The 23,211-nt window shown below is 64.5% G+C and carries 24 protein-coding genes; 15 read left to right on the forward strand and 9 right to left on the reverse strand.

Annotated elements, in window-relative coordinates; translation table 11 throughout:
* Both HGB41_RS23395 and HGB41_RS06090 read left to right on the forward strand, forming a co-directional pair.
* Nucleotides 1-108 carry a thioesterase family protein gene (locus HGB41_RS23395; protein ID WP_229422843.1) on the forward strand — a complete coding sequence of 36 codons (108 nt, stop codon included), beginning with the start codon at nucleotides 1-3 and terminating at the stop codon, nucleotides 106-108.
* A 233-nt stretch (nucleotides 109-341) separates the two neighbouring features.
* Nucleotides 342-1,325 carry a M28 family peptidase gene (locus tag HGB41_RS06090; RefSeq protein ID WP_171082264.1) on the forward strand — a complete coding sequence of 328 codons (984 nt, stop codon included), beginning with the start codon at nucleotides 342-344 and terminating at the stop codon, nucleotides 1,323-1,325.
* Nucleotides 1,326-1,553: 228 nt separating this feature from the next.
* On the opposite strand, the gene hemW is transcribed toward HGB41_RS06090, so the two are convergent.
* From hemW to HGB41_RS06115, 5 genes are all read right to left on the reverse strand, one after another.
* The gene (gene hemW, locus HGB41_RS06095) at nucleotides 1,554-2,789 is read right to left on the reverse strand and encodes a radical SAM family heme chaperone HemW (RefSeq protein WP_171082266.1); all 1,236 of its coding nucleotides are present in this window, start codon (nucleotides 2,787-2,789) and stop codon (nucleotides 1,554-1,556) included.
* Nucleotides 2,786-3,370, reverse strand: a complete 585-nt coding sequence (gene rdgB, locus HGB41_RS06100) for an RdgB/HAM1 family non-canonical purine NTP pyrophosphatase (protein ID WP_171082268.1) — start codon at nucleotides 3,368-3,370, stop codon at nucleotides 2,786-2,788. Before rdgB ends, hemW begins: the two co-directional genes overlap by 4 nt.
* 209 nt (nucleotides 3,371-3,579) lie before the next feature.
* A complete protein-coding gene (gene rph, locus HGB41_RS06105) occupies nucleotides 3,580-4,314 on the reverse strand; it encodes a ribonuclease PH (RefSeq protein ID WP_171082269.1) in 735 nt (244 codons plus the stop codon).
* 12 nt (nucleotides 4,315-4,326) lie between these two features.
* A complete protein-coding gene (locus tag HGB41_RS06110; RefSeq protein ID WP_171082271.1) occupies nucleotides 4,327-5,265 on the reverse strand; it encodes a PP2C family protein-serine/threonine phosphatase in 939 nt (312 codons plus the stop codon).
* Between the two features lie 10 nt (nucleotides 5,266-5,275).
* Nucleotides 5,276-6,268: a serine/threonine protein kinase gene (locus tag HGB41_RS06115; protein WP_171082273.1), complete on the reverse strand. Its 993-nt coding sequence runs from the start codon at nucleotides 6,266-6,268 to the stop codon at nucleotides 5,276-5,278.
* A 107-nt stretch (nucleotides 6,269-6,375) separates the two neighbouring features.
* Between HGB41_RS06115 and HGB41_RS06120 the strand changes: the two genes are divergently transcribed.
* The 7 genes from HGB41_RS06120 to HGB41_RS23140 all read left to right on the forward strand — a co-directional run bounded on the left by HGB41_RS06120 (nucleotide 6,376) and on the right by HGB41_RS23140 (nucleotide 14,307).
* Nucleotides 6,376-7,263 carry a YicC/YloC family endoribonuclease gene (locus HGB41_RS06120; RefSeq protein WP_171082276.1) on the forward strand — a complete coding sequence of 296 codons (888 nt, stop codon included), beginning with the start codon at nucleotides 6,376-6,378 and terminating at the stop codon, nucleotides 7,261-7,263.
* A gap of 181 nt (nucleotides 7,264-7,444) precedes the next feature.
* Nucleotides 7,445-8,089, forward strand: a complete 645-nt coding sequence (gene gmk, locus HGB41_RS06125) for a guanylate kinase (RefSeq protein WP_171082278.1) — start codon at nucleotides 7,445-7,447, stop codon at nucleotides 8,087-8,089.
* Between the two features lie 60 nt (nucleotides 8,090-8,149).
* Nucleotides 8,150-8,353, forward strand: coding sequence for a DNA-directed RNA polymerase subunit omega (rpoZ, locus tag HGB41_RS06130; RefSeq protein WP_019922806.1), 204 nt, complete (start codon nucleotides 8,150-8,152; stop codon nucleotides 8,351-8,353).
* A 75-nt stretch (nucleotides 8,354-8,428) separates the two neighbouring features.
* Nucleotides 8,429-10,672: a RelA/SpoT family protein gene (locus HGB41_RS06135; protein WP_171082280.1), complete on the forward strand. Its 2,244-nt coding sequence runs from the start codon at nucleotides 8,429-8,431 to the stop codon at nucleotides 10,670-10,672.
* A 35-nt stretch (nucleotides 10,673-10,707) separates the two neighbouring features.
* A complete protein-coding gene (locus tag HGB41_RS06140; protein ID WP_171082282.1) occupies nucleotides 10,708-12,888 on the forward strand; it encodes an O-linked N-acetylglucosamine transferase, SPINDLY family protein in 2,181 nt (726 codons plus the stop codon).
* A gap of 96 nt (nucleotides 12,889-12,984) precedes the next feature.
* A complete protein-coding gene (locus tag HGB41_RS06145) occupies nucleotides 12,985-13,464 on the forward strand; it encodes a VOC family protein (RefSeq protein WP_171082284.1) in 480 nt (159 codons plus the stop codon).
* A gap of 174 nt (nucleotides 13,465-13,638) precedes the next feature.
* A complete protein-coding gene (locus HGB41_RS23140) occupies nucleotides 13,639-14,307 on the forward strand; it encodes a PEP-CTERM sorting domain-containing protein (protein WP_212760860.1) in 669 nt (222 codons plus the stop codon).
* Between the two features lie 43 nt (nucleotides 14,308-14,350).
* Here the strand turns inward: HGB41_RS23140 and HGB41_RS06155 are convergent, their stop codons facing one another.
* The 3 genes from HGB41_RS06155 to greB all read right to left on the reverse strand — a co-directional run bounded on the left by HGB41_RS06155 (nucleotide 14,351) and on the right by greB (nucleotide 16,127).
* Entirely contained in the window at nucleotides 14,351-14,776 is a 426-nt protein-coding gene (locus HGB41_RS06155; protein ID WP_171082285.1) for a YciI family protein, read from the reverse strand.
* A gap of 129 nt (nucleotides 14,777-14,905) precedes the next feature.
* Nucleotides 14,906-15,508 (reverse strand): biliverdin-producing heme oxygenase, encoded by a 603-nt coding sequence (locus tag HGB41_RS06160; protein ID WP_171082287.1) that lies wholly within the window; start codon nucleotides 15,506-15,508, stop codon nucleotides 14,906-14,908.
* A gap of 49 nt (nucleotides 15,509-15,557) precedes the next feature.
* Nucleotides 15,558-16,127, reverse strand: coding sequence for a transcription elongation factor GreB (greB, locus tag HGB41_RS06165; protein WP_171082289.1), 570 nt, complete (start codon nucleotides 16,125-16,127; stop codon nucleotides 15,558-15,560).
* Between the two features lie 102 nt (nucleotides 16,128-16,229).
* Between greB and HGB41_RS06170 the strand changes: the two genes are divergently transcribed.
* From HGB41_RS06170 to HGB41_RS06185, 4 genes are all read left to right on the forward strand, one after another.
* Complete coding sequence (locus tag HGB41_RS06170) at nucleotides 16,230-16,442, forward strand: hypothetical protein (protein WP_171082291.1); 213 nt, start codon at nucleotides 16,230-16,232, stop codon at nucleotides 16,440-16,442.
* Nucleotides 16,439-17,929 (forward strand): sensor histidine kinase, encoded by a 1,491-nt coding sequence (locus HGB41_RS06175; RefSeq protein WP_229422845.1) that lies wholly within the window; start codon nucleotides 16,439-16,441, stop codon nucleotides 17,927-17,929. Before HGB41_RS06170 ends, HGB41_RS06175 begins: the two co-directional genes overlap by 4 nt.
* Nucleotides 17,922-18,569 carry a response regulator gene (locus tag HGB41_RS06180; protein ID WP_171082292.1) on the forward strand — a complete coding sequence of 216 codons (648 nt, stop codon included), beginning with the start codon at nucleotides 17,922-17,924 and terminating at the stop codon, nucleotides 18,567-18,569. Before HGB41_RS06175 ends, HGB41_RS06180 begins: the two co-directional genes overlap by 8 nt.
* A 345-nt stretch (nucleotides 18,570-18,914) precedes the next feature.
* On the forward strand, nucleotides 18,915-20,483 hold the full coding sequence (locus tag HGB41_RS06185; RefSeq protein ID WP_171082294.1) for a GGDEF domain-containing protein: 1,569 nt from the start codon (nucleotides 18,915-18,917) through the stop codon (nucleotides 20,481-20,483).
* Between the two features lie 37 nt (nucleotides 20,484-20,520).
* Here HGB41_RS06185 and HGB41_RS06190 read toward each other — a convergent pair whose 3' ends face one another.
* Entirely contained in the window at nucleotides 20,521-20,781 is a 261-nt protein-coding gene (locus HGB41_RS06190) for a hypothetical protein (protein WP_171082296.1), read from the reverse strand.
* 432 nt (nucleotides 20,782-21,213) lie between these two features.
* Here HGB41_RS06190 and HGB41_RS06195 point away from each other — a divergent pair, with 432 nt between their 5' ends.
* Nucleotides 21,214-22,677: a flagellin N-terminal helical domain-containing protein gene (locus tag HGB41_RS06195; RefSeq protein WP_171082298.1), complete on the forward strand. Its 1,464-nt coding sequence runs from the start codon at nucleotides 21,214-21,216 to the stop codon at nucleotides 22,675-22,677.
* A gap of 88 nt (nucleotides 22,678-22,765) precedes the next feature.
* Nucleotides 22,766-23,143, forward strand: a complete 378-nt coding sequence (locus HGB41_RS06200; RefSeq protein WP_171082300.1) for a flagellar protein FlaG — start codon at nucleotides 22,766-22,768, stop codon at nucleotides 23,141-23,143.
* The last annotated feature ends 68 nt before the right edge of the window (nucleotides 23,144-23,211 follow it).

Raw genomic sequence — 23,211 nt, forward strand, 5'->3', positions numbered from 1 at the left:
TTGGGCGAGCAAACCCTTATCGCCGGATGGGGCAACATGGACTTCAACGCCCACATGCGCAACACCGCCTATCTCGACAAATCCGCCGACGTGCGCATGATGTCGTGACATCGACCGCGGGGCTGGTTCGACCTTCGCCAGCGCAAGCTGACGGTGCCGCCCGCGAACCTGGCCGAACCGCTGCGCGCACTCGACCACAGCGACGACTTCCAACTGCTGCCGTACAGCGCGCCCTAACCCTTCCATCGGGCGCGCTGAATTGAAGCGCGGAATTGACGCGGCGGGGCTTTGCCAATCTGGCTACACTGGATGCATCGAAGCCTGAAGGCTGCGTCACTGCCATGCGCAAATTCGCCCGCTCACACTGGAAGATCGTCATTGCGATCCTGCTTGCGGTCGCGCTGGCCACCCTGACGCTGGAGACCGATTCCGCCCCGCCGGTTCCCGACCTGTCCGCGCGCCTGCTCAGCCACGTGCAGGCGATCGCTGCCGAAGAGCACAATACCGCCCACCCGCGCCAGCTCGAGCAGGCGGCGCGCCACATCGAAACCACCCTGCAGGGCTATGGCTACCATCCGCGCCGGCAGGTATACGCTGCCGGCGGCCGGAAGGTGCGCAATATCGAAGTCTCGGTGTCGAACACGGCGCCGGGCGCCAGGCCCGAACGCATCTTCATCGTCGGCGCGCATTACGATTCCGCACGCGGCGCCCCCGGCGCCAACGACAATGGCAGCGGCACCGCGGCCGTGCTGGAACTGGCACGGCTGCTCAAGGCCATGCAGCCGAGCCGCGGCACCGAGGTGAAATTCGTCTTTTTCGTGAACGAAGAGCCGCGATGGTTCATGGGCGAAGAAATGGGCAGCATGCAGCATGCGCGCGAACTGAAACTGGCCGGACAGAAGGTGGAAGGCGCGCTGATACTGGAAACGATCGGCTGGTATTCGGAAGCGGAGAACAGCCAGGGCCTGCAGCCGGGACTCGAGAAACACTACCCTAGCACCGGCAACTTCATCGCCTTCGTCGGCACGCTGGAATCGTCTGCCCTGGTGCGCCAGGCGCTGGCGGCCTTCAAGGCGCAGTCCGATTTCCCCGCCGAGGGGCTGGCGGCCCCGGCCCACGTGATGGGGGTGACGCTGTCCGACCACGCCTCGTACAACGGGCAAGGCTATCCGGCGCTGATGATCACCGACACTGCCTTCCTGCGCTATCCCTACTACCATACTGCCCAGGACACGCCGGACAAGCTCGATTACGCCAGCATGGCGCGCGTGGTGAAGGGACTGGCGCGCACCATCGAATCGCTGGCGGGGGCGAAGTCGATCTGAACCCACGCCATGCCCAATGCCGGTCGACTAGTGAGGACCGTAGGGTGGGCGGGGTAATTTCGGGCAATGCCCGGAATTACGAACACCCACGCGGTGATAGTTGCAATATGAACCGACGCACAGGCTGCAGCACCGTAATTTGAACGCGTGGGCAGGAAACTTGCCCACCCTACGAGTTAGCGGGGTTCTCAGTGACCCGGTATTACGCCCTGTCTGACTTCTAGAGCGTCAACCGGCCAGGAACATCTCCTGCAAATCATTCAGGAAGCGCTGCCCCAGCTCAGTCGGCCGGATCAGCTTGTGGTCGCGGTACAGCAGGCCCTTGGCTTCGGCCTCGTTCAGCTGCTTGCCGATGGCGCTGATGTTCATGCCGGTACGCTCGCCGAACAGGTTCGGGTCGAAGCCGTCGACCAGGCGCAGGGTGTTGAGCATGAACTCGAAGCCCATGTCGGCGCGGGCGATCTCGTGCTCTTCCTGCACCGGGTTGCCGCGCCTGGCCGCCTCCATGAAGGAGTTCGGCTGCTTGTAGCGCGCCTGGCGCAGCACGCGGTGCGGGAACGAGATCTTCGAATGCGCGCCGGCGCCGATGCCGAGATAGTCGCCGAAGCCCCAGTAGTTCAGGTTGTGCTTCGCCTGCTTGCCGGCCTTGGCATAGGCCGAGACTTCGTAGTGCTGGTAGCCGCTGGCGCTTGTGGCTGCCAGGATCATGTCCTGCATGTCGGCGCTCAGGTCGTCGTCCGGCAGGGCCGGCGGATACTTCGCGAAGACCGTGTTCGGCTCCATCGTCAGGTGGTACATCGACAGGTGCGGCGGCGCGAACGACATTGCCGTTTGCAGGTCGCGCTGCGCCTGCTCGAGCGTCTGCCCGGGCAGTGCGAACATCAGGTCGAGATTGAAGTTGTCAAACGTCGAACGTGCGATCTCCACCGCGCGCAGGGCTTCGGTTTCGTCGTGGATGCGCCCCAGCGCCTTCAGGTGGGCGCCGTTGAAGCTCTGGATGCCGATCGACAGGCGGTTGATGCCGCTGTCGCGGTAGGATTTAAAACGCTCGGCCTCGAAGGTGCCGGGGTTGGCTTCCATCGTGATCTCGGCCCCGATCTCCAGCGGCAGCAGGGTGCGCACGTCCGACAGTAGCCGGTCCAGCCCCGCTGCCGACATCAGGCTTGGGGTGCCGCCGCCGATGAAGACGGTGTGGATCTTGCGGCCCCAGATCATCGGCAGCGACTGCTCCAGGTCGAGGCGCACGGCGTCGAGGTATTCTTTTTCGGGCAGCTCGCCCTTGGCCTCGTGCGAATTGAAATCGCAATAAGGGCATTTGCGCACGCACCACGGGAAGTGGATGTAGAGCGACAGCGGCGGCAAGGCCGTCAGGTTCAGCGCGCCCGGTTTCAAGTACTGCAGCGCAGTCGTGGCCGGTGAACGCGGCTCCGACGGCGTGGGGCCGGCGACTTTAATCGGGATCATCGCAGCTTCTCTACCAGCGCGCGCAGGGCCTGGCCGCGGTGCGAGTGGGCGTTCTTTACATCCGGTTCGAGTTCGGCGGTGGTCTTGCCGAGCAGCGGGATCAGGAAGTGCGGGTCGTAGCCGAAGCCATTGGCGCCGCGGGCCGTAGCGATGATCTCGCCGTTCCATCGCCCGTCGGCGATGACCGGCTGCGGGTCATCGGCGTGGCGCACGTAGACCAGCACGCAGTAGTAATACGCGGACTTGTCGCCTTGCTGCGCCAGGTCGGCGACCAGCTTGGCGTTGTTGCGGGCGTCGGATTTCGGTTCGCCGGCAAAGCGTGCCGAATACACGCCGGGAGCGCCGCCCAATGCGTTGACGCAGACGCCCGAGTCGTCCGCCAGGGCCGGCAGGCCGGTCAGGCGCGCCGCGTGGCGCGCTTTCGCCAGCGCATTTTCCACGAAGGTGCCGAACGGCTCTTCCGCTTCCGGGACGTCGAATTCGCCTTGCGGGTGCAGTTCGAAGCCGATGGGTTCGAGCAGTTGCGCGAATTCCTTGAGTTTGCCGGCGTTGTTGGAGGCGAGGATCAGGCGTTGGGTCATGGGGTGTCGAGGGTGGTTGCTGCGGAGGGTGGGTATTTTAGCGCGTTGGGCTAAAGGATGCTTTGGTAGCTGCGGTGCGGAATTGGATCCCGGCCTCCGCCGATGACGGTCTTTCAGGTAACGGTGAACTTAAGTGATCGCCATACTCAAACAACGTCGTACCGGCGAAGGCCGGTACCTAATTTTCTATCCGGAGTCGCACGACCAGATCAGCCAACAAGGCCCAATGACTGCTTCTGCAACCTGATCAACTCCGTGATTCCCAGTTGCCCCAGGTCGAGCAGCCGGTTCATCCCCGCCCGATCGAACGCCGCCCCTTCCGCCGTCCCCTGCACTTCAATAAAGTGCCCCTGCTCGTTCATCACCACGTTCATGTCGGTATCGCAGTCCGAATCCTCGATGTAGTCCAGGTCGAGCACCGGCATGCCCTTGTAGACGCCGACCGAGATCGCCGCCACGAAGTGCCTGACCGGCACCGTACTCAAGAGGCCCTGCCCCACCAGGGCATTGAAGGCGTCGTAGGCCGCGACCATGGCGCCGGTGATCGAGGCGGTGCGGGTGCCGCCGTCGGCCTGGATCACATCGCAGTCCAGGTGCAGGGTGCGCTCGCCGAAGGCTTCCAGGTCGAAGGCGGCGCGTAGCGAGCGGCCGATCAGGCGCTGGATCTCCTGCGTGCGGCCCGACTGCTTGCCGCGTGCGGCCTCGCGGTCCATGCGGGTGTGGGTCGAACGCGGCAGCATGCCGTATTCGGCGGTCATCCAGCCCTGGCCCTTCCCTTTCAGGAAGCCCGGCACCTTTTCTTCGATGCTGGCGGTGCAGATCACCTTGGTGTCGCCGCATTCGATCAGCACCGAGCCTTCGGCGTGTTTCGTGTACTGGCGGGTGATGCGGATGCTGCGCAGCTGGTCGACGCTGCGGCCGCTCGGGCGTTGTTCGAAGCTCATGGAAGGCCTTTTTTATTTAAGTAACTGGGAAGACTTTTCGATCGCCTCGCGGATCTCGGCAATCGCTTTTTCGATTTCGTTTTCGTCGAAGGCGTCTGCAAAGATGTCGGGAGCGGCGGCCAGGGGCTGGCCGGCCGTGATCGTCGAGCTGACGGCATCTTCGGCCAGCATCTGGGTCGAGATCATGTCGGGCGCGGTGCCGGCAGCGGCCTCCGCGCCCTGCCAGGTAATCGCCAGCGCCGTCGTGTTGTCGCCGCGCGCGCCGCCGATGGCGGCCGACATCGCCACCAGGTCGGGCACTGCCTGCACGATGGTGGAGGTGGACAGCCGGTGCACGATCTCGGTTTCCGGCAGCACTCCCCACAGGCCATCCGAACAAAGCAGCAGGGTGTCGCCCGGTTCCAGGCTGGCCTGGCGCGAGATGTCGATTTTCGGTTCCTGGCCGGCGCCCAGGCAGTTGTACAGCTTGTTGCGGTCGGGGTGGGTGTTGCGGTCGGCCTCGCTGGCCCTGCCCTTCTCGATCAGGTATTCGAGGTGCGAATGGTCGCGCGTGCGTGCCAGCACCTGGTTGCGCCGCACCCAGTACAGGCGAGAATCGCCGCAGTGGGCCCAGACGGCGCAGTTGTGCTGCACCAGGCAGGCCACGATGGTGGTGCGCGGCGTTTCTGGCAGCTTGTTGGCCTCGGCATAAGCCAGGATGTCCCAGTGCGCCTGCTGAAGCGCCTCTTCCAGGAAGCGCTCGGCCTTCTTGATGTACGGGCGGGCCTGCATGCGGAACATCATCGACAGCGTCTGCAGCGCGATAGTGGCGGCGATCTCGCCGCGCAGGTGGCCGCCCATGCCATCGGCCAGCACCAGCAGCAGCGCGTCGCGCGTGAAGCTGTAGCCCATGCGGTCCTGGTTGACCTTGCGCCCGCCGATGTGGGTCTGCTGGTAGACGGAAAACTGCATGCTGCCTCCTTCAATCCTGAGTACGGGCCTTGCGGCCGATGCCGCCAAGCCGTCCGACCAGCCCGCGCCAGCCCGCCGCGGGCGCTGCCGGCTCCTCGTCTTCCACTTGTGCCGCCACCGACGGCGCCGCCTGCAGCACCTTCTGCATCGCGAACACGCTTGGCAAGCGCGCGAGCGGATCGAGCGCCATGCACGACCCTACCATGTCCACCAGCTCCGGCGAATAGCTGCCTGCCAGTTTCGCCAGCTGCGCAGGGGTCTTGTCGCCCTGCTTGCGCGCCTCGACCGGCTGCGGCATCGAGCGCGTCATGCAGGCGTACATGGCGGCGCCGATGCTGTAGATGTCGGTCCAGGGCCCCAGCTGGGCGGCCTTGCTGTACAGCTCGGGCGCGGCGAAGCCCGGCGTGTACATCGGCGCCAGCATGGGCACGTCGATATTGATGGTCTGGCGCGCCGCGCCGAAGTCGAGCAGCAGCGGCGAACCGTCGCCGCGCAGGTAGATATTGGCCGGCTTCAGGTCGAGGTGCAGCAGCTTGTTGGCATGGACTTCGCGCACGCCGGCGCAGACCCCGTTGAACAGCTGGCGGATCGAGTCTTCGCCCATGCGGCTGCCCCTGGCATGCAGGCGCGCGATGTGGTCCTGCAGCGTGTGGCCGGATTCGTAGGCCATCACCATATAGACCGTCTCGTTGGCGCGGAAGAAATTGACCACCCGCACCACGTTCGGGTGGACGATGCGCGCCAGCGCCCGTCCCTCTTCGAAAAAGCACTTCAGGCCGATGCGGAAGACCGCCAGGTTGGGCTTGGAAACGCTGGGCGCGAGCTCACCCGGAGCGCGCAATGCGAGCTGGCTGGGCAGGTATTCCTTGATGGCGACGGCATTGCCTTCGGCGTCATATGCCAAATAAACAATACTGAACCCGCCGGACGCAATTTTCTTTACAATGCGATATCCAGCAATTTCCAGGCCATCAGGCAAGGGTGCGTTGTTCTGTGCGGCCATCCAGGAGATCCTTGCTTAACAGGACGATTGTGTGGGATAAATGTTCGCTTTGTAAAGGGCAGCTGCCCTATAGAATAAAACCGGGGACTTCTTTGAGCATTTCTAGCATGACAGGTTATGCGGTAGCCACCAGCGAAGGCGCTGCCGGCACCCTCACAATCGAGATCAAGAGCGTCAATTCACGCTTCCTGGACCTCCAGTTCCGCATCAACGACGACTTGCGCGCGCTCGAACCCGACCTGCGCTCCGCGATCATGGCCGCGATCACCCGCGGCAAAGTCGAAGTGCGCCTGTCGTTCGGCCGCAAGACCACGGGCGGCTCTCAGGCGCTGAACCAGGAACTGCTGGCCGACCTCGCCCGCCTGCAAGGCGAAATCGCCAGGCACTTCGCCGCGGCCGCGCCAATGAGCATCGCCGAACTGCTGCGCTGGCCCGGCGTGATCGAAGAATCGACCGTGGGCCAGGAGTCGCTCCAGCTCGACGTCGCTGCCCTCACCGCCACCACCGTCGCCGCTTTCGTGGACAGCCGCCGCCGCGAAGGCGCGGCGCTCGAAGCCATGCTGCAGTCGCGCATCGAAACGATGGAAGTGATCGTCAAGCGCATCACGCCGCTGATCCCGCAGGTGATCTCGCAGTTCCAGCAGAAGGCCATCGAACGCATGCAGGACGCGCTCGGCCTGGCCGGCCACGGCAACCCATCCACGCTCACGCGCCAGGAAGTACTCGAGCGCATCCGCCAGGAAGTGACACTGTACGGCATCCGCATCGACGTGTCCGAAGAGCTGTCGCGCCTGTCGGCCCACCTGAACGAAACCCGCCACATCCTGAAGAAGGGCGGCCAGGTCGGCAAGCGCCTGGACTTCATGATGCAGGAACTGAACCGCGAGGCGAATACGCTGGGCGCCAAGGCCTCGGTGAAGGAACTGGCCGATGCGTCGATGGAGCTGAAACTGCTGATCGAGCAGATGCGCGAGCAGGTGCAGAACCTGGAATAATTTGTTGTCGGGGCGCAACGCTGCGCGGCCGGCTTTGAACGCGCGGGCGGGGGACCCGCCCACCCTACGACAGGCGATACGCTTTACGTAGGGTGGGCAAGTCTCTTGCCCGCGCGTTCAAACTTATAATGACCACCACGCGGCCTCATCTCACCGCGAACACGTACTAAGGATAAACAAAATGATCACTCCCGCCCTCTCCGGCAGCCTGTTCGTCGTCGCCGCCCCGTCCGGCGCCGGCAAATCGACCCTGGTCAACGCCCTGCTGAAGCTGGAACCGGGCATCAAGCTGTCGATCTCGACCACCACGCGCGCCCCGCGCCCGGGCGAGCAGGATGGCCGCGAATACCATTTCACCTCGGCCGAAGACTTCGTCTCGCGCGCGGACCGCGGTGAATTCATGGAATGGGCGGAAGTACACGGCAACTACTACGGCACCAGCCGCCTGAGCGTGGAACAGGAAATGAAGCTGGGGACGGATATCTTGCTGGAGATCGACTGGCAGGGCGCGCGCCAGGTGCGCAAGCAGTTCCCCGACGCGGCCGGCATTTTCATCTTGCCGCCTTCGATCGAAGCGCTGGAAGAGCGCCTGCACAAGCGCGGCACCGACGAGCCCCACATCATCACCCGCCGCCTGCTGGCCGCCGGGGGGGAGATCGCTCACGCTCCGGACTTCGAATATGCTATCATCAACGAAGAGTTCAATGTCGCCCTCTCGCAGCTGCAAGCGATTGTCATCGCGACACGTTGCCGCTTCGCCCAACAGGCGGCCCGCAACGCCGACTTGTTTGCCCAGCTTGGAATCCACGCGCAACAACCAGCTTAGTATCCCGCAAGTGCGCGGCGCCGCAAGGTTCGCCGCAATATCGTCTATCTAGGAGTAACCATGGCCCGTATCACCATCGAAGATTGCCTCAAAAACATCCCGAACCGTTTCCAGCTGACCCTGGCCGCGACCTATCGCGCACGCCAGCTGCTGCAGGGCCACACCCCGAAAGTCGAAGCCAAGGACAAGCCGACCGTCGTCGCGCTGCGCGAAATCGCCGCCGGTAAAGTGGGCATCGAGATGCTCAAAAAGGTGCCGATGTAATACCCCGGGGTGGCTTGAATTCGGGAATCGTTGAATCTGTTATTCTGTGCCTACACTGGCTGATCGATATAACGCATGAAACTGACTTCCCCGGATTCGACCCATCCAGGCACGACCCCTACCCGCTCGCGACGATCGGGTAAACCGCAAGACGCCGAAGCACCGGCGCCCGCCCCGGGCGTTGCCTCGGTCACGCAGCTGATCAACAAGCTGTCCGACTACCTCACTCCCGCCGAACTCAAGAAAGTCAAGGAAGCCTACCGCTTCTCGGACGAGATGCATCTCGGCCAGGTGCGCAAGTCGGGCGAGCCGTATATCTCCCATCCGATTGCCGTCGCGGAAATCTGCGCCGAGTGGAAACTCGATGCCCAGGCCATCATGGCCGCGCTGCTGCACGACGTGATCGAAGACCAGGATGTGAAGAAAGACGACCTGGTCGAGCGCTTCGGCGCCCAGGTTGCCAACCTCGTCGACGGCCTGTCCAAGCTGGAAAAAATCGAGTTCCAGAGCCAGGTCGAGGCGCAGGCCGAGAACTTCCGCAAGATGCTGCTGGCGATGGCCTCGGACGTGCGCGTCATCCTGATCAAGCTCGCCGACCGCCTGCACAACATGCGCACGCTCGGCGTGATGGTCGCGGCCAAGAAGCGCCGCATCGCGCGCGAAACGATGGAAGTCTACGTGCCGATCGCGCACCGGCTCGGCCTGAACAACATCTACCGCGAGCTGCAAGACCTCTCGTTCTCGCACCTGTATCCCTTGCGTTACCAGACCCTGGCCAAGGCCATCAAGGCGGCGCGCGGCAACCGCCGCGAAGTGGTCAAGAAGATCCTCGAATCGGTCAAGGCGCAGCTGGCCACGGCCAGCATCACGGCCGAAGTCTACGGCCGCGAAAAGACGCTGTACGGCATCTACAAGAAGATGCGCGACAAGCACCTGTCGTTCTCGCAGGTGCTCGACGTGTACGGCTTTCGCGTCGTGGTCGATACGGTCCCGAACTGTTACGTGACCCTCGGCACCCTGCACGCGCTGTACAAGCCGATGCCGGGCAAGTTCAAGGACTACATCGCGATCCGCAAGATCAACGGCTACCAGTCGCTGCACACGACCCTGATCGGCCCTTACGGCACCCCGGTCGAATTCCAGATCCGCACCCAGGACATGCACCGCACCGCCGAAAGCGGCGTGGCGGCGCACTGGCTGTACAAGACCGGCGACTCGAACATGTCGGACCTGCAGCAGCGCACCCACGCCTGGCTGCAGTCGCTGCTCGACATCCAGCAACAGACCGGCGATTCGGCCGAGTTCCTCGAACACGTGAAAGTCGACCTGTTCCCGGATTCGGTCTACGTGTTCACGCCGAAATCGAAGATCATCGCGCTGCCGCGCGGCGCCACCGCGCTCGACTTCGCGTACTCGATCCACACCGGCATCGGCGACCATACGGTGTCGGTCAAGATCAACAACGAGACAGCGGCGCTGCGGAACGAATTGCACAACGGCGACATCGTCGAAATCGTCACCGACCCCGAATCTCGCCCGAGCCCGACCTGGCTGAGTTATGTCCGCACCGGCAAGGCGCGTTCGGCGATCCGCCACTACCTGCGCACGGTGAACGTGAACGAGTCGGTGGAGCTGGGCCAGGAACTGCTGGCCGGGGCCCTGGCCGCGCGCAACATCAATCCGGACCTGTCCCCAGGCGCCATCGAAAAACTGCTGGCCGAATCCTCGGCCAAGTCGATGGACGAGCTGTATGCCGACATCGGCATCGGCAAGCGCATGCCGGCCCTGGTGGCGCGCCATATCTCCAGCCTGATCGAAGCCGACCCCGACCACCCGCCTTCGTCCCAGGCGGTCCCTGGCAGCGACATCGACCCGGTCACGATCTACGGCAGCGAAGGCGTGTCGGTGCAGCTGGCGCCATGCTGCCTGCCGATCCCGGGCGACCAGATCCTGGGCCAGCTGCGGCGCGACCAGGGCCTCGTGGTGCACACCTACGACTGCCTCCCGGCCAAGCGCGTGCGCGCCAAGGAACCGGACCGCTGGATCGCCGTGCAGTGGGGCGAAGAGCTGAACCGCCGCTTCGACTGCCGCATCCGCCTGCTGATCAACAATGAAAAAGGCATCCTGGCGCGCGTCGCGGCCGAGATCGGCGAGTCCGACGCCAACATCACCTATGTGGGCATGGACGAGGACGACGAACACCTGATGACCCAGCTGCGCTTCACCATCCAGGTGAAGGACCGGGTGCACCTGGCGCAGCTGATCCGCAACCTGCGGCGGGTGGCGGGCGTGAACCGGGTCGAGCGCGAGCGCTCCTGAGCTGCTCGCCACCAGCCGCGATGCAGGAACCAGCCATGCCGGCGCCCGGGGACGAAATCCAGGCGCTCGCCAACGAAGCGATGCAGGCCGCGCTGCGCGAAGCCGAGGTGGGCCAGCTGCAACAGGCAGACGCGCTGTACCGCGCCGTCCTCGAGCTCCAGCCTGGCCACCCAGGCGCACACTTCGGCCTGGGATCGATCGAACTGCAGGCCGGGCGGCTGCTCGGGTCGCTCCCGCATTTCGCCAGTGCACTGCAGGGAGATCCGGGCGAAGAGCGCTACTGGCTGACCTATATCGATGCGCTGATGCAGGCGCGCCAGTTTGCCACCGCGCGCGAGCTGATCGGGCTTGGCCGGCGCCACGGCCTGCAGGGCCCGGCGGCGGATGCGTTCGAGCAGCAGCTGGCAACAACCGGCGCCCCGGATACGCAGGAGATCGACGCCGCCGCCGCCCTGTTTGCGCAAGGGCAGGACGAGGCGGCCGGCAACGCGGCGCGGGCGCTGGTCGAACGCTTCCCGCAGCATGCGTTCGGATGGAAGCTGCTTGGCGCCGTCCTCTACAAGAACCGCCTGCTCGCGCCGGCCATCGAAGCGATGCAAAAGTCAGTCAGATACGCGCCTGACGACGCGGAGACACTCAGCAACCTGGGCCTGGCACTGAAGCAGGCCGGCGTGCTGGCGGAGGCAAAGACCGTCCTCGAGCAGTCCATCGCACTGCGCCCGCGCAGCAGCCATGCGCACAACAACCTGGCCGCCACGCTGCAGGAGATGGGACGCCTGGCCGAAGCGCACGCCAGCGCCAATACCGCCCTGGCACTCGACCCCGATAACGTCGACGCCTGGAACACCCTCGCGGTCGTGCTCGGCAACCTGGGCCGGTCCTGTGAGGCAGTCGCAGCCTACCGCCGCGTGCTGGCGCGCAGTCCGAACGACACAGATGCGCATGGCAACATGTTGTTTTGCATGACGCACATGGAGAGCGTGACGCCGGACACCCTGTTCGACGAGCACCGCCGCTTTGGGCAGCGGCTCGAAGCGCGCCTGGAAACGCGGCGTGCATGGGACAATACCCCCGAGCCGCGGCGGCGCCTGCGCGTCGGGTTCGTATCGGGCGACCTGCGCAACCATGCGATTGCCAACTTCGTCGAACCGGTATTCAAGCGCCTTGCCATGCAGCCTGGCCTGGCCTTGCATGCGTATTACAATTACCCGCTCCACGACGACGTGACCGCACGCCTGCGCGGCACCATGGCGCAGTGGCGCGACGTCGCCGCGCTCGACGACGACGCGCTCGACGCACTGGTCCGCGCCGACGGTATCGACATCCTGATCGACCTCTCCGGCCATACCGGCCACAACCGCCTGCCCGTGTTCGCGCGCAAGCCGGCGCCCGTGCAGGCGTCCTGGATCGGCTATCCAGGCACCACCGGCCTGGCGGCGATGGATTATTACCTGGCCGACCGCCATGTCCTCCCGCCCGGGCAGTTCGACCACCTGTTCACGGAGAAGCTGGTGCACCTGCCGGTGGCCTGGGCGTTCGAGCCGGCTGCCACGGCGCCGGACCTGGCAGCACCACCCGCGCTGGCGAACGGCTACCTCACCTTCGGCAGCTTCAACCGGATCAGCAAGATCAGCCGCAACGTGGCCTCGGTGTGGGGAAAGCTGTTGCGCAGCCTGCCGGATGCGCGGCTGGTCGTGGCCGGTATGCCGGTCGCGGGGGGCGGCGACGAGCAGCTCCAGGCCTGGCTGCAGGAGGAAGGCATCGATCCTGGGCGCTTGCGCTTCCATCCGCGCGCCGGCATGCGCGAATACCTGGCTTTGCACAACCAGGTCGACATATGCCTCGACACCTTTCCTTACTCGGGCGGCACCACGACACTGCACGCGCTCTACATGGGCGTGCCGACGCTGACGCTGGAAGGCGCCACGATGGCGGGACGGCAATCACGATGCTTGCTTGCGCATTACGGCTTGATGGAATTCATAGCCAGCGATGCCGAGGATTTTGTCAGCAAGGGCGTGGCGGCAAGCAGGGACCTCGCGGCACTGGCGCAGGTGCGCTCCGCGCTGCGCGGCAGTTACCCTTTATGGACAGCGGATGGCGTCGACCGGATCGCCGCCAGCCTCGACAATGCGCTGCGCCTGATGTGGGAGCGCTGGTGCGCGGGCCTGCCGGCCGCGGCGTTCGAAGCGCCGGCGGCGCCGGGCGATGCCTGACCGTCCGCGGCCTGTCACAAGGCTCTGCCATTCGATCGAAGACCAGCCGCCCGTCCTGGTTTAAGCTGGGCACTCACCAGCCATCGGAGAAACCACATGGTCAGCAAGAACACGATTTGCCTCTGGTACAACGGCACTGCCCTCGACGCTGCGCAGTTCTACGCAGCGACCTTTCCTGACAGCACAGTCACGGCCGTCCATCGCGCACCCGGCGACTATCCTGCCGGCAAGCAGGGCGACGTGTTGACGGTGGAATTCACGGTGATGGGCATTCCCTGCCTGGGCCTCAACGGTGGCCCCGGCATGACCCACAACGAGTCGTTCTCGTTCCAGGTCGCGACCGACGACCAGGAAGAAACCGACCGCCTGTGGAATGCGATCGTCGGCAATGGCGGCCAGGAAAGCGCATGCGGCTGGTGCAAGGACAAGTGGGGCCTGTCGTGGCAGATCACGCCGCGCGTGCTGATCGAGGCGTATACCGACCCCGACCAGGCCGCGGCCAAGCGCGCCTTCGACGCGATGATGCAGATGACGAAGATCGACGTGGCGACGATCGAAGCGGCGCGGCGCGGCTGAGGCGTCCGGCATTGCACGAGGGGTACCAGGGCAGGCATGCCGGCGATGCGGATGGTCGGATGCTGTCGCGCCGGCACAGGATAACAAGGGCCGCATCCATCGATGCATAAAATTTCGCCAGGCGTTGACGGGACGATAAGTTCATCAATATAGTGTTATCTTTTTCTACACACTATGCCCACGAAAATCATCCTCGCACTGGTACTCGCCGTCTGCTCGGCCATGGCCCAGGCCTCGGTCGTCACGTATTCGTTCAGCGGGGTATTTGGCGCGCCGACACGCACCAATATGTCCGGCAAACCTGCACTGGAGCCGCTGTTCCAGGATCTCGTCAAGGAAGGCGATCGCTTTTCGGGAACATTCAGCTTCGACACCGCAGCTGTCGCGACCTCGTATGCAGAAGCGCCGTTCAACTGGGCACTCTATCCAGGGTTGGACTTCCAGCTGAAAGCGTCCGGCGCATTCAATGCGGCCGTACCGGCCTGGACCCCCTCGCACATCCAGGTCACGGACGACAATGCCCCCTTCGGCGGGACCGCCTATGACGAGTTGATCGCCAATGGCAGCGCCAGGCTGGACAGCCAGCACACACTGTCGGTCGTCCTGCGCCTGGCGCCGGTGGACAGCAGCGCATTCAATGATTTCCGGGTGCCACACGGCTTCGACAGCTTTGCCGACGCATTTATCGGACTGCGCCTGTTCCACTACGACCAGTTCATGTACGACTACGTGAGCGGCCACCTGCAGGTCACGCTGGTCGACACTGCCGCCATTCCGGAACCGGCTACCGGCCTGCTGATGCTGGCCGGCCTCGGCGCCCTGGGCCTGCGCCGCCGCCGCTGATTCAACAGCTGGCTCGCCGGCCAGCCTGCCGGCGAGCCGGCGGCTAGCCCGCCAGCGCCGCCCGCTGGCGCTCTTCCTGTTCGCGCAGTTCCGGCGTCATGGTGTCGCCGAAGTCTTCCATCTCGAAGATCTGGCGAATCTCGATCTCGGCTTCGCCGCTCAGCATCGGCATCGGCACCCGCTTGACCCAGTCGATCGCTTCCTGCTTCGAGTTCACGCGCCAGATCCAGAAACCGGCCAGCAGTTCCTTGGTCTCGACGAAGGGGCCGTCGAGTACGCGCACGCTGCCGTCCTTGCTAAAATGCACGCGCGCTCCCCGCGATGACGGCTGCAGGCCCTCGCCTGCCAGCATTACGCCCGCCTTGATCAGTTCGTCGTTGAAATTGCCCATCGCCGCCAGCAGGTCTCCGCCCGGCATCACGCCGGCTTCGGTGTCCTTGTCCGCTTTCAGCAAAATCATGAATCGCATCGCATCCTCCGTATAGTTGGGTTGAATACGGCCTCGGCTTGTACCTCCCTCGCCTGCCGTTTGACAAGTCGACGATCGGCGCGAAGCGATATCGACACGGGATCGGCATCGGCGCGGACTATTTTTGAATTATTTTTGCGGCACGAGTTCCAGGATGCTGTCGAAGGCCGCGCAAGCGCCGGCGCAGGCCTCTGCAATCTCTTCCGCGCTGCGCACGTTCGCGCGCAGCGCCAGCATGAAAGCACGCCAGCGCGGCCCCGGGCCACCCTGTTCGCCGCGCAGGTAGCGCAGCGGATGCGGTCCGAAGCGTTCCGCCAGGCGCGCATGCAGCACGGCGCCGCCCAGCTGCGACCCCTCGATCACATAGGCCACGCCCCAGCGGTAGGCGGCGCTGGCGCCGCGCGGCCACTCAGCGGCAGGGCGTACTGCCGGCGGCACCGGCATGCCGGGCTCGCGCAGGTCGGCGTCGATCAGGGACAGGCGGTGGGTCGGCGGCAGGCTTGCTTCGGCCTGCGGGCCGTCGGCATAACCGTCCAGCCAGGCCTGCAAGGGCAGCAGCCAGTCGCGCACCATCAATAAATGCCCGGCGTAGTCGGGCAGGGAGGGTGCGGGAGCGGACAGGGGCAGGCCGCTGTCGAGCCGCTCGTGGCGCGCGCCGGTGGCGGCCCGCAGCGCGGCCAAAGGGTCGGCCAATGCTGCAGCGCCGCGCGCGGTGTCGTTGGACCGGTTCATGGAAGAGGGGTAAAACGCCGAATTGCTCATCTTACCAGCCCTCCCCCTCTCAGTCGGCGATCGGCTCCGGATACTCAACAGAAAGAATCTCCAGCTCTTCGGCGCCGAGCGGGGTCTGCAGGGTGATGACGTCGCCCTCCCTGGCCTTGGTGAGTGCGCGCGCCACCGGCGAGACCCAGCTGATCTTGCCCTTGAGCGGGTCGAGCTCGTCGATGCCGACGATCGTGACGGTGTGCTCTTCGCCTGCCTTGTTCAGGTAGGCGACGGTGGCGCCGAAGAAGACCTGGTCGTTGCCATGGTGAACGCTTGGGTCGACCACGGCGGCCGAATCGAGGCGCTTGGTAAGGAAGCGGATGCGCCGGTCGATCTCGCGCAGGCGGCGCTTGCCGTAGATGTAGTCGCCGTTTTCCGAGCGGTCGCCGTTCGAGGCGGCCCAGTGCACGATGCGCACGACTTCAGGACGGTCGACGTCGATCAGCTGCAGCAACTCGTCCTTGATGGCCTGGTAGCCGGCGGGCGTGATGTAGTTCTTGGCCCCGGCAGGAATGGCCTGGGCGAGCGCCAGCGCTTCGCCGTCATCGTCGTCGTTGTCGGACTCTTTTACAAATGCCTTGTTCATGGTGGGTATTGTAACGGCACCTGTCTCCGGAGCGCCTTGTTGCCGTATCATGCGCTCATGAGCGGAAAAAATACGGGTGCCGATCGGGATGAAAAAACGCGCTTGCCCGCGCGGGTAACGCTACAGCGCGCCAGCGCCTTCTGGCGCCGCACCCGGGTGGCTGTCTATGCCGCGCGGCGCGGCCTGCGCCAGTTGCTGCGCCGTGCGGGGCGCCAGCCCAGCCACCTGTCGCGCGTCCTGCGGCGCTTGGGCATGCGGTTCAAGGTGCGCCAGCAGACCCTCGCCGACAAGAAGGCCGACACCGAACACTCATGAGTCCGAATCCGACCCTTGCCGCCGAAATGCAGGCGGCCGCCTCTGAAATTTACCTGCTCGACGCCGCCACCCTCGGCATCGTCGACGCCAACCAGGCCGCGCGCCTGAACCTGGGCCATGACGCCGCAAGCCTGGGCGCGATGGATGTGTACGCCATCGCGCCGGCGCTCGACCCGGCCGTGCTCTCAAGCCTGCTGGCCGGCCTGGGCGAGGAAGTCGGCGCCCAGGTGGGCCTGCGCACCCGGCTGCGGCGGCTCGATGGCAGCAGCTATCCAGTGAAACTGTGTTTCTTGCGCATCGTGCGCGACGGCCGCTCGCTGCTGCTGGCGATCGCCGACGACCTGACCCTCGAACAGGCGGCCGCCCAGGCGCTGGCGCAGTCGCAGGCGCGTTTCGACGCCATCGTGCGCAACACGCCGGGACTGGTGTTCCAACTCGCGCACTATGGCGACGGCCGCCTTGAATTCCCGTGGCTGAGCGACGGCTGCCAGGCCCTGCTCGGGCTATCGGTGCTCGAACTGCAGCGCGACGCCAGCCTGTTCGAAGGGCTGATCCTGCCGGAAGACCGCAAGGGCTACCTGGAATGCATGCAGGTTTCGCGCGACGAGTTGACTGCCTGGAACTGGGAAGGCCGGATCTGGATCGACGCCTGGAAGGACGTCAAGTGGATCAACCTGCGCGCCACCCCGCACCCCGTCGATGGCGGCGCGGTGCAGTGGGACGGCATCATGACCAATATCAGCGACAGCAAGCAGGAGCAGCACGAGGTAGTGCGCTCGCGCTCGCGGCTGGCCGAGCTCACCGATCACATCGAGCAGGTCAAGGAACAGGAACGGGCCCGCATCGCGCGCGAGATCCACGACGACCTCGGCGGCAACCTCACCGCCATCAAGATGGCGCTGGCCATGCTGGCCGCGCGCCTGCCCGAGCAGCCGGTGCTGCTGGAAAAGGCGAACTACCTCGACGACCTGGTCGATCGCACGATCGAGGCGGTGCACCGGATCTCGCTCGACCTGCGCCCGACCATGCTCGACCTGGGCATCGTGGCCGCGCTGGAATGGCAGGCCAGGGAATTCGAGAAGCAGATGGGCATTGCCTGCGTGTTCCGCAGCCCGGACAAGGACATTCTTCTCGACGATGACCACGCGACCGCACTGTTCCGTATCTTCCAGGAAGCGCTGACGAATATCGCCAAGCATGCCGCCGCCACCCGCGTGACGGTGTCGCTGCGGCAGCAGCGTGCCCACCTGACCCTGGTCATCTGCGACAACGGCCGCGGCATCGAACCCGCCGACCGCCTCAAGCCGCAATCCTTCGGGCTGCGCGGGATGAGCGAGCGGGCCAAGGCGCTGGGCGGTACGCTGGCCTTGTCGCCGGCGCCCGGAGGTGGCACGATGGTGACTATCAAGACTAGGCTGGCTGCCCCGCGACTTCCGCACGAGGCGCCAGCCCATGAGTTGAGCAACAGCGCAGGACAGAATGACTGACAAAGCAACCATCCGTGTATTCATCGCCGACGACCATGCCATCGTGCGCGAAGGCCTGAAGCAGATCCTGGCCGAGCAGGGCGACATCATCGTGGCCGGCGAAGCGGAAACCGGGCTCGACGCCATCAAGCTGGTCGGCAAGTCGCGCCCGCACGTGATGCTGCTCGACATCTCCCTGCCCGACCGCAACGGCATCGAAGTGCTGAAACAGGTGCGCAAGGACTGGCCCGACCTGGCCGTGCTGATGCTGTCGATGCACCGGGAAGACCAGTACGCGATCCGCTCGCTGAAAGCCGGGGCGTCGGGCTACATGACCAAGCAGAGCGCCCCGCGCGAGCTGGTTACGGCAATCCGCCAGGTGGCTGCCGGCCAGAAATATGTCAGCGCCGCGCTGGCCCAGACCCTGGCCGCCCAGGTCGGCGAAGACCACGACGCGCCGCCGCACGACGCTTTGTCCGACCGCGAATACCAGACCCTGACCATGATTGCCTCAGGGATGTCGGTGAGCGACATCGCCCGCGAACTGTCGCTGTCGGTGAAGACCGTCAGCGAGTACCGCGCCCGTTTACTGGTAAAGATGAAGCTTAAGAACAGTGCCGAGTTGACGCATTATGCGATTCGGAACCAGTTGGTGGGCTAGCTTGTCTGGGGTGGGGTGGGCGTTCCCGTACCGTTACCTACGAACCGCCGCTGACCCGTAGGGTGGGCAAGTTTCTTGCCCGCGCGTTCAACCAGCGGTAGCACGGACGCAGTGTGGTTTAGCTACGCTAACTATCGCCGCGCGGGCGCATATCAGGCCACTGGCCTGATATGCCCTGCCCACCCTACGGTTTAGCGGTGAATCACAGGTAATGGTACTAGGGAGCGCCGAACCCTTCAGAGTTGCGAATCTAGCCTCAGAAAGATTTGTTACTGTTTTTTAATTGATGGTTGGCAAGAAAGTTGCTTATCATTACGCCAAACAGCAATCCGCGTCATTACAGCCATGTCCACCACGTCGTCCCCCTCCCCTGTCGTCCCCGGCCAGAACCCTGCCGATATCGCCCGTGAAGCGTTCCGGCGCCTGGCGACGCGCCGCATTGCGCCGACCCCGGATGCCTACCGCGCCATCTATGATGAGATCGCGGGCGTTCCACCTGCCTCGCCGGCACCGGTCGCCAACCCGGCAGCCGACGTGCTGGAAGCGTTCGCGCGCCGGTTGGCCGATACGCCCGGCGAGGTCTCCGAATACGGCCGCCGCCTGCAGCGCGCCGCCAAGACCGCCGACTGGAGCACCTATACCCAGGCGCTGGGCCAGATGGCCGAACGCCACCTGCGCCGCAACACCCCGGTGATGGCAATGGGCGACGAAGACCCGGACATGCGCCACCTGCGCGACATGCTCGTCCGTTCTCTGGCCTTTGCCCTGGCTACCCTGCTGGCCGGCAGCAAGGATTTGGTAGTGGAGGCCGAAACGCTGGGCGGCGCCGTCAAGCAGGCGCGCGGCGAGGAACTCGGTGAACTTTCAAGCCGCCTCAAGCAGCTGTGCTACCAGGTGGAGCTGCACAGCGGCGACCAGTCCGAGCAGCGCGAACTATTGCTGCGCCTGTTCCGCCTTCTACTGGATAACGTCAACGAACTGCTCGACGACGACAGCTGGATGCGCGGCCAGATTGCCGCCGTGCAGGACCTGATTTCCGGCCCGCTCGACACCCGTTCGCTGGAAGACGCGACCCGCAGCCTGAAGGACGTGATCCTCAAGCAGGGCCAGCTCAAGCACAGCATCTCGGACGTGCGCGCGACCGTGAAGAACATGATGATGACCTTCATCGACCGCCTCGGTTCGGCGGCGGCCTCGAGCGGCGACTACCACGCCAAGCTGGGCGGTTTCTCGAAGCGCATCAGCGGGGCCGCCAACATCGACGAACTCAACGACGTGCTGGAAGAAGTGCTGCGCGAGACCCGCCTGGCGCAGGACGAAGCGCTGGCCTCGCGCGACCGCATGGTGGCGGTGCACCGCGAGGTGCAGGAAGCCGAGGAACGCATCCGCCTGCTGGAAGCGGAACTCCAGCATATGAGCGAGCTGGTGCGCGAAGACCAGCTGACCGGCAGCCTGAACCGGCGCGGCCTGGAAGAAGTGTACGAACGCGAGAGTGCACGCGCCGACCGCCGCAACACGCCGCTGTGCGCGGCGATCCTCGACCTCGACAATTTCAAGAAGCTGAACGATACCTACGGCCACCTGGCCGGCGACGGCGCCTTGAAGCACCTGGTGAAGGTGGTGCGCGACACGCTGCGCTCGATGGATGTGATCGCCCGCTTCGGCGGCGAGGAATTCCTGATCCTGCTGCCGGAGACCACGGTCGAGGCGGCGGCGGCGGCGATGGTGCGGGTGCAGCGCGAGCTGACACGCCATTTCTTCTTGTACGAAAACGAGAAGATGCTGATCACCTTCTCCTGCGGCGTCGCCCTGCGGGTACCGAACGAAGGCCAGGAGAGCCTGATGGCGCGGGCCGACCGCGCCATGTACCAGGCCAAGCAGACCGGGAAGAACCGGGTCGTGGTCGCTAATTAAGCTGCGCTAACCTGCCTGAGAGTAAGATTAACCGGTCTTATTGTACGAGCGCGCCCGGCCGTGGCGCGTTGCGCATCTCGTCCTTGGCGCCTTGTGCGCCCACCGCCTTGAGCATGCGGTCGGTCGAGGTACGCTTGGTCAGGCGGCTACCGGTCATCGTGTGTCCGTCCTGACCGGCCGTATTGAAGCTGTCGGCGGCGACTTCCGCCATCGTCGGCGTTGGATCGGTGTCGGGCGCCGAGGCGCATCCCGCCAGTGCCAGCGCCAACACGGCACATCCTGCTGCAATCGTCTTCATTTCTGTCTCCGGGCAAGAACTGCGGTTGTTCGTTTTATCGTCCATTGGGCAGCGCCCGACAAAATCGTAACATTTGTTCATCACACCGGCTCATCTGGAGAAAAATTATTCGCGGCGGGTCAGTCTTTCTTGCCAGGACGTCACGCTTCTCGGGCCGCCATGGGCTGGCGGATAGGTTTTTTTCGCGTCCTTGAGAGGAAAAATAAAAGTTTTTTTGCCCTAAAGTTCGGAAATTCACGGTCGTTTAGACGTATCGCCCAGAGGAACTTGAGAAAAAAAACGCGAAATTAATTGGGTGCCAGCCCTCAAGTTCTTGCCGCAAAGCACGTTACCAGCAACAACAGCGGTGTGATCGTCACGGAACAGCGTGGCGCACCAAAGTGAACAGGGCAAGGCAGCCCACCCCTGAAAGACCTAGTCTGGAGAAACACCATGGCATCCGTAATCAATACCAACGTCGCATCCCTGAACTCGCAGCGTAACCTGTCGACCTCGCAAGCTTCCCTGAACACCTCGATCCAGCGCCTGTCGTCGGGTCTGCGCATCAACAGCGCCAAGGACGACGCTGCTGGCCTGGCAATCTCGGACCGCATGAGCTCGCAGATCCGCGGCATGAATCAAGCAACCCGCAATGCGAACGACGGCGTGTCGATGGCCCAGACGGCTGAAGGCGCCCTGTCGAGCTCCGGCGACATCCTGCAACGTGTCCGCGAACTGGCAGTCCAGTCGTCGAACTCGTCGAACTCGGCCAGCGATCGTAAAGCACTGCAGACTGAAGTCACCCAGCTGACCTCGGAACTGAACCGCATCTCGAACACCACCGAATTCAACGGCCAGAAGCTGCTGGACGGCTCGATGGGCACCGCGAACTTCCAGGTTGGCGCCAATGCCGGCCAGCTGATCTCGATGACTGGTTCGAACTTCAGCACCTCGACCTACGGCAACAACCGCCTTGACGCCAGTGCAGTCCAGGCCGGCACCGCAGCCACCAATGGCGTCACTACCGGCGCCTTGGCCATCAATGGTTCGGAAGGTTCGAAAAGCATCACCGTGAACGCCGGCGACTCTGCCAAGACGACCGCAGCGGCCATCAACAATTCGAGCGGCGAAACCGGCGTCACCGCAAGCGCCAAGACCGAATCCCTGGTGATGGCCACCGCAAACAAGTCGTTCTCCTTCGAGCTGACTTCGGACAACAGCACCGCGGTCACGGTCTCGTTCTCGGTCGGCGCCGCCGACTCGAACGGCTACGCCGCCGCGGTCAGCGCCTTCAATGCCCAATCGGCCAAGACCGGCGTTACCGCATCGTACGATGCGGATAACGGCGGCCTGAAGCTGACCAACGCCCAAGGCAACGACATCAAGCTGAAGAACACCTCGGCCGATGCCGCTGCGGACGCGACCATGGGTACCTACGGTCCAACCGGCGCGCCAGTCGCTGCCCCAGCGGCCACGGAAGGCGCCGACGGCGCTACCGCCGTCGGTCGCCTGGTGCTGGACTCCGAGAAGAGCTTCTCGGTGACCGACGCCAGTGGTTTCAACCTGGACGGCGGCGGCACGACCGGCTCGTCGGAACTGAAGTCGGTCGCCAACCTCGACGTGAGCACCTTCGAAGGCGCACAGCTGGCCATCAAGGTTGCCGATGCAGCCCTGGGCGCAGTCAACGGCCAGCGCGCTGAATACGGCGCACTGCAGTCGCGTTTCGAATCGGCAATCTCGAACCTGTCGTCGACCACCGAGAACCTGTCGGCATCGCGTAGCCGCATCGTCGACACCGACTTCGCTGCTGAAACCGCGAAAATGACCCGCGGCCAGATCCTGCAACAGGCTGGCACCTCGATGCTGGCCCAGGCCAACTCGCTGCCGAACGGTGTCCTGTCGCTGCTGCGTGGTTAATTATCGACGGACTAACTAGTCCATCCGTGCTGTAAAACGGTTCCTCGGCTGAAGAAATTCAGCCGGGGAATTTTTGCTAGGGAGTCACATGAACATCCAATCTCTTGGTTCACCCGTGGCGGCGCGGCTGGAGGAGCGCACGCTCCCGGCGATCGAGCAGAAAAACGCGCAGCCGGCCAATACGGTGAAAGCCGCCGACGCCGACGCCGCCGGTGCCGTGACGCCGGCGCGCGAGCAGCCGTCGCGCGAGCAGGTCGACGATGCCGTCCGCAAGATCAACGAAGGCATGGCCGCCACCTTGCAAAGCCTGGAATTCGCGATCGACGACGAGAGCAAGGAAATCGTCGTCAAGATCATCGACCAGGGCACGCGCGAAGTCGTGCGCCAGATCCCGTCGGTCGAAGCGCTCGAGATCGCCAGGTCCATCGACAAGATGCGCGGCCTCCTGATCAGCCAGACCGCCTGAACTGGTTTCACCCGCTTTGCCCAAGCCGGCGTGCCTTCCTTTCCGGAACGCGCGCCGCGCTCCCACGC

The organism is Telluria aromaticivorans, assembly GCF_013003915.1.
Taxonomy (GTDB): domain Bacteria; phylum Pseudomonadota; class Gammaproteobacteria; order Burkholderiales; family Burkholderiaceae_D; genus Telluria; species Telluria aromaticivorans.